5 protein-coding genes are annotated in these 6115 nt (G+C 69.0%); 4 read left to right on the plus strand and 1 reads right to left on the minus strand.

Going from position 1 to position 6115, the window contains the following annotated elements; translation table 11 throughout:
- Window positions 1-245 precede the first annotated feature (245 nt).
- The 3 genes from B7X90_RS17530 to B7X90_RS17540 are packed head-to-tail and all read left to right on the plus strand — an operon-like array spanning window position 246 to window position 3686.
- Window positions 246-1235 carry a phosphotransferase gene (locus B7X90_RS17530; protein ID WP_292626691.1) on the plus strand — a complete coding sequence of 330 codons (990 nt, stop codon included), beginning with the start codon at window positions 246-248 and terminating at the stop codon, window positions 1233-1235.
- A gap of 49 nt (window positions 1236-1284) precedes the next feature.
- The gene (locus B7X90_RS17535) at window positions 1285-2610 is read left to right on the plus strand and encodes an aminotransferase class III-fold pyridoxal phosphate-dependent enzyme (RefSeq protein WP_292626692.1); all 1326 of its coding nucleotides are present in this window, start codon (window positions 1285-1287) and stop codon (window positions 2608-2610) included.
- Window positions 2607-3686 (plus strand): phosphotransferase, encoded by a 1080-nt coding sequence (locus tag B7X90_RS17540; protein WP_292626694.1) that lies wholly within the window; start codon window positions 2607-2609, stop codon window positions 3684-3686. The genes B7X90_RS17535 and B7X90_RS17540 overlap by 4 nt, the downstream gene beginning before the upstream one ends.
- Before the next feature lie 244 nt (window positions 3687-3930).
- Here the strand turns inward: B7X90_RS17540 and purU are convergent, their stop codons facing one another.
- Window positions 3931-4770, minus strand: coding sequence for a formyltetrahydrofolate deformylase (gene purU, locus B7X90_RS17545; RefSeq protein ID WP_292626696.1), 840 nt, complete (start codon window positions 4768-4770; stop codon window positions 3931-3933).
- Between the two features lie 104 nt (window positions 4771-4874).
- Here purU and argE point away from each other — a divergent pair, with 104 nt between their 5' ends.
- The gene (argE, locus tag B7X90_RS17550; protein WP_292626697.1) at window positions 4875-6044 is read left to right on the plus strand and encodes an acetylornithine deacetylase; all 1170 of its coding nucleotides are present in this window, start codon (window positions 4875-4877) and stop codon (window positions 6042-6044) included.
- Window positions 6045-6115 lie beyond the last annotated feature (71 nt).

The raw sequence follows: 6115 nt of genomic DNA on the forward strand, positions 1-6115 counted from the left end.
CGAGCCGGGACCCAGCGAAATGTTTCTGCGCAGCAGCCGGCCGCGCTGCGCGCCTTTAGGATCGCAGCGCCTGCGGCGGCTTTTTGCGCTGGGTCCCGGCGCGCGTTCCGCGCCGGCAAGCCGGCGCTGCACTTGGCCGGGACGCGAGCGCCGGTCTGCGGCACGCGCCCTCTCCCGCGTGCGGGGGAGGGCCGGGGAGGGGGCGCGAAGCGGCGCGAACCACGGCACCAGAGGGAGACACACCCGTGCTTTATGACGGCGGATTCCTGACCCGGCTTGAAGACGGCGTGCGCGGCGCGCTGTCGCGCTGGGACATCGCCCCGACAACCGAACTGAAGCTGCTGACCATTTCGGAGAACGCCACTTTCCGCGCCAGCAATACCGGCACCGGCGGCGATCTGGTGTTCCGCGTCCACCGGCCCGAGTATCACACCCGCCGCGAGATCGAATCCGAGCTGGCCTGGATCGACGCCCTGCGCGCCGAGGGCGGCATCCTCACCCCGCGGCCGATCCCGCTGCGTGACGGCGCGCTGATCGCCGATATCGACGATGCCGGCACCACGCGCCATGTGGTGGCGTTCGAATTCCTGCCCGGCAAGGAGCCGGATGCGGGCGACGACCTGGTGGGCTGGTTCGAGAAGCTCGGCGCCATCCATGCCGGGCTGCACGCCCAGGCCCGCGCCTGGACGCGGCCGGAGGGCTTCACCCGCAAGGTGTGGAACTTCCAATCCATGCTCGGCGACACACCGCTGTGGGGCGATTGGCGTGCCGGCCTCGGCCTCACCGCCGAGGGCCGCGCCACCTTGGAGAAAACCGCCCAGCTGCTGGAGCGCGAGCTGGCCGACATCGGCACCGATGGGGACAGTTTCGGCCTCGTCCATGCCGATCTGCGGCTCGCAAATCTGCTGGTGGACGGCGACAAGCTGGCGCTGATCGATTTCGACGACTGCGGCTTCTCCTGGTTTCTCTATGATTTCGCCGCCGCCATCTCCTTCATCGAGCACGAGCCTTATGTCCCGGCCCTCATGAACGCCTGGATCGCCGGCTATCGCACCCGCCTGCCCCTGACGGATGCGCAGGCGGCGCACTTGCCGGTGTTCATCATGCTGCGCCGCATGCTGCTGACCGCCTGGATCGCCTCCCATGCCGAGACGCCGACGGCGCAGGCCATGGGCATTCCCTATACGGACGGCACAATCGCCCTCGCCGAAGCCTTCCTCTCCGCCCGCGCGTGACGCGTTCCGGCCGCGTGCCGGGACAGCCAAGAGAACCGGAAACGAGCCCATGAAGACCCAGCAGATCCTCTCCCTCAATGCCTTCCAGCCGGGGGAAACCGCAGGGCTTTCGGATGATGTGGCGGTGCTGGTGGAACGCCGCAAGCGCAGCTTCGGCGCCTCCTCCGTGCTGTTCTACCAGCAGCCGCTGCATGTGGTCAGCGCGTCCGGCGCGACGATCCGCACGGCGGACGGGGCGGACTATCTCGACCTCTATAACAATGTCCCCTCGGTGGGCCATTGCCATCCCAAGGTGGTGGAGGCGGTGCAGAAGCAGGTGGCGCTTTTGAACTGCCACACCCGCTATCTGTTTGATAACGTGCACGATTATGCCGAGCGGCTGCTGGCGACCTTCCCGGTGGCGCTGTCCAATCTCGCGCTCACCTGTACGGGAAGCGAGAGCAACGACTTCGCCCTGCGCATCGTCGCCATGGCCACCGGCGGCACCGGCTTCATCGTCACGCAGACCGCCTATCACGGCAACACCACCGCCGTGACCGAGGTTTCGCCCTCCTCCTATAAGGTGGGCGCACCGCCCAAATATGTGCGCACCGTGCCCGCGCCCGATCCGCGCGTGTTTCCCGGCGATCTCGGCGCCGGCTTCGCCCAGGCGGTGCGCGCGGCCATCGCGGCGCTGGAGGCGGACGGGATCAAATTCGCCGGCCTGCTGGTGGACGGCGCGCCCGACTGGGACGCCACGGTGCAGGCTATCGGGGTGGAGGGGGACTTCTCCTTCCTGGCCTTCCCGCAGGGCTCCGGCCGCGTGCGGCTCTATGGCAGCTACGCCCTGGATCAGCGCCGCCGGTTCGCGGGCCCGGACGGTCCCGCGGCCTTCCTCGAGGCCTTCCGCATGGTGTGCTCGCCCGACAATGTTCACCTGGCGGGCGCCAGGCCCATCGGCCCCCTGCTGTCCTATTTCAACAACGACGCCTGGACCGACCAGCCCTTCGCCCCGGGCGCGGTGCTGGTGGGGGACGCCGGCGGCTGGAACGACCCGATCATCGGCCTTGGCCTCTCCATCACCTATCGCGACGTGCGGATTGTCACCAACATCCTGAAGGCGGACGCCGACTGGGCCCGGGCGGATTTCTCGCCCTACGCCGAGGAGCGCGCCGAGCGCCTGCGCCGCCTGAGGTTCACCGCCGCCCTCGTCTCGGCGCTGGAGGCCGAGTTCGGCGCGGCGGCGCGGGCCCGGCGGGATAGCCTCCATGAGCGCGCCAGCCTCGACCCGTCGCTGCGGGCCCACACCTTCGCGGTGATGGCCGGCCCCGAGGTCTTGCCGCCCGAGATCTTCACCCCCGAGCACCGCGCCCGCGTCCTGGGAGAGGCGGCGTGAGCGACCTGCCCATCGTCACCGACCCCAACGGCGTGGACGCCGCCTGGCTGACCGCCGCCCTGAACGGCGCCGGGATCCCCGTCCGCGTCGAGGGCTTCACCACACAGAAGGTGGGGGACGGCATGCTGGGGGAGAGCGTCCGCTTCAACCTCGACTACGCCCGACCCGTGGAGGGCGCGCCCGCCAGCGTGGTCGGCAAGTTTCCGTCCGCCGACCCGATCAGCCGCGCCACCGGTGGGGCCATCGGCCTCTATCTGAACGAGGTGCGCTTCTACCAGCAGATCGCCCACACGGTGGATATCCGCACGCCGAAGCCCTTCGTGGCGGCGATCGACCCTGAGACCAGCGACTTCGTCCTCCTGCTGGAGGACATGGGCCCGGCCCGGGGCGGCGATCAGCTCACCGGCTGCTCCCTGGCCGACGCGGAGGTGGCCATGCGGGAGGCTGCGGCCCTGCACGGTCCGCGCTGGGCCGATCCGACCCTGACGCAGGTGGAATTCCTCAATCGCCCGATGATCGATCCGGGCGCGATCGCGGGGATGTTCGACGGCGTCATCGCGGCCTTCCGGGCCCGCTACGAGGGCCGGCTGGAGCCGGAGTACATGACGATCTGCCAGGACTTCGCCGACCATATCGGGGCCTTCTATTCCGGGCCCGCCGCCCCGCCGACCCTGCAGCACCTGGACTACCGCCTCGACAATATGCTGTTCGAGCCCCAGGGCGGCCGCTGGCCGCTCGCGGTTCTGGACTGGCAGTCGGTGGCCCTCGGTCCCGGCGTGCTGGACGTGGCCTATTTCATCGGCGCGGGCCTGCCGACCGAGATCCGCCAGAAGCATGAGCAGGACCTCTTGAAACAATGGCTGGAGGCCCTGCGGAAGTACGGCGTCAGCTATGACTGGAACGAGGCCTGGACCGGCTACCGCCACTACCTGCTGCAAGGCGTGTTCACCGCCATCTTCGCTTCGGTCAGCACCAAGCAGACCGAGCGCGGCGACGAGATGTTCCTGACCATGGCCCGCAGGCACTGCGCCCAGGCGGCGGACCTGGAGTCGATGAAGATGCTGCGGAGGGCGTAGAAAGAAGATCGTCCACGAACCACACGAACCACACGAACAAGAGGGCGGCGACGCTTCCCCGAGTGTCATCCCGGTTTTCGCGCAACGGAAGACCGGGACCTAGAAGCGCCGATCTCTCCGGCGAACCCCGCGCATATGGGTTCCGGCTCTCCGCTTCGCTGCGGCCTGGATGACAGTTGGGGTGAGCCGCTGACTGTTCGTGACGTTCGTGTGGTTCGTGGACAAAACCTCTTACGGCCTCGCCTCAGTCGGTAAACACCACCGTCTTGCTCCCATTGAGCAGCACCCGGTCCTCCAGTCGCCACCGCACGGCGCGGGCCAGGACCCGGCGCTCGATGTCGCGGCCCTTGCGGATCAGGTCGCGCGGCGTGTCGCGGTGGCTGATGCGCTCCACGTCCTGTTCGATGATCGGCCCCTCGTCGAGGTCGGCGGTGACGTAGTGGGCCGTCGCGCCGATCACCTTGACCCCCCGCTGGTGGGCCTGGTGATAGGGCCGCGCGCCCTTGAAGCCTGGCAGGAAGGAGTGGTGGATGTTGATGCAGCGGCCCTCCAGCTTGGCCGCCAGGCCGTCGGACAGCACCTGCATGTAGCGGGCGAGCACCACCAGTTCCGTCTGCGTCTCCTGGATCAGTTTCCAGAGCGCCGCCTCCTGCTCCATCTTGGTGTCGCGGACCACCGGCAGGTGGTGGAAGGGCACGCCCGACAGATCCAGGTGGGCATAGGTGTCGGCGGCGTGGTTGGAGACCACGGCGGAGAGCGTCATGGGCAGTTCGCCGCGCCGCCAGCGATAGAGCAGGTCAGCCAGGCAGTGGTCCTGCTGCGAGGCCAGGATCATCACCCGCTTCTTCACCTTCGAATCGCGCAGGGTCCAGTCCATGCCGAATTCCTCGGCGTGGGGGGCGAAGGCCGCGCGCAAGGTCTCGGCGCTCTCGTCGCCGGCGAACACCACGCGCATGAAGAAACGGCCGGTCTCCTCGTCGTCGAACTGCTGGGCGTCAAGGATGTTGCCGCCGCGCTCGAACAGGAAGGCTGAGACGCGGGCGACGATGCCGGGACGGTCGGGGCAGGCGAGGGTCAGGATCATGGCCGTGCCTAAGGCTTGATCACCGCCCCGACGTCAAGCGCCCTCACGCTCAGTTGCGCGGGCTGGCGGGTGGAGCCGGCCGCCGCCCAAGGCTAGGGTGACGCATGACCCTCACCGCCCGCGCCCTCGATATCCTTTCCACCCTGGTGGCCTTCGACACGACGTCGCGGCTCTCCAACCTCGCCCTCATCGAATGGGTGGAGGCCTATCTGGACGGTCACGGCGTCCCGCACCGGCGCGCGCCCAACCCTGAGGGGACCAAGTCCAACCTGCTGGCCACAGTGGGGCCGATGATCGAGGGCGGCGTGGTGCTGTCGGGCCATACCGACGTGGTGCCGGTGGACGGCCAGGCCTGGATAACCGACCCCTTCAAGCTGACGCCGAAGGACGACGGCCGCATCTATGGGCGCGGGACCTGCGACATGAAGGGGTTCCTGGCCCTGGCGCTGGCCGCCGTGCCCGACCTGGTGGCGGCGGGTCCGAAGAAGCCGGTGCACCTGGCGTTCTCCTATGACGAGGAGATCGGCTGCCTGGGGGCGCCCGACCTGATCCGCCTGATCGGGGCGGAGCTGCCGGCCCCCGCCCTGGTGGTGGTGGGGGAACCCACCAACATGGAGGCCGTCCGTGGCCACAAGGGGATCATCAACCACCTGGTGACGGTCAATGGCCACGAGGCCCATTCCAGCCAGACCCAGCTCGGCGTCTCGGCGATCATGGAGGCCGTGCCCCTGATGGCGGCGGTGCGCGACCTGGCGGCGAAGCTGGAGCGGGAGGCTGATCCCAGTTCACTCTTCACCCCCAAGCACGCCACCATGACCATCGGCCTGGTCCAGGGCGGCACGGCGGGCAACATCCTGGCCCGGGAGTGCAGTTTCCAGTTCGATCTGCGCTACGCCGCCGGCCTCGATCCGGACGCTCTGCTGGCGCCGTTCTTCGCCCAATGCGGGGCGCTCGACGCGGCCCTGAAGGCCCGCTTCCCCGAGGCCGGGGTGAGGGTCGAGCGGAGATCGGCCACCCCGCCCCTGGCGCCCGAGCCGGACGGCGTCGCCGAGGTCTTCGCGCGCCGTCTGACCGGCGACAATGGCCCGCCCCGAGTGGTGGCCTTCGCCACCGAGGCCGGCCAGTTCCAGCAGGCCGGCTTCTCCACCGTCATCTGCGGCCCCGGCTCCATCGACCAGGCCCACCAGCCCAACGAATATGTCGAGGCCGTCCAGATGGACCGCGGCGGCGCCTTCATGGAACGGCTGGTGGAGTGGGCGGCGGCGGGGGAATGACCCCTAGCGCTTGATCACCACCCGGCGCAGGAACAGGTCCAAGGGGTTCCAGGTCATGGCGCGCGCGATGG

Source organism: Novosphingobium sp. 17-62-19, assembly GCF_002256775.1.
Lineage (GTDB): Bacteria > Pseudomonadota > Alphaproteobacteria > Sphingomonadales > Sphingomonadaceae > Novosphingobium.

Excerpts from the sequence above, each read along its gene's own strand:
- B7X90_RS17535 (WP_292626692.1), top strand. The coding sequence starts at position 1,285 with ATGAAGACCCAGCAGATCCTCTCCCTCAATGCCTTCCAGCCGGGGGAA.
- purU (WP_292626696.1), bottom strand. The coding sequence starts at position 4,770 with ATGATCCTGACCCTCGCCTGCCCCGACCGTCCCGGCATCGTCGCCCGC.
- argE (WP_292626697.1), top strand. The coding sequence starts at position 4,875 with ATGACCCTCACCGCCCGCGCCCTCGATATCCTTTCCACCCTGGTGGCC.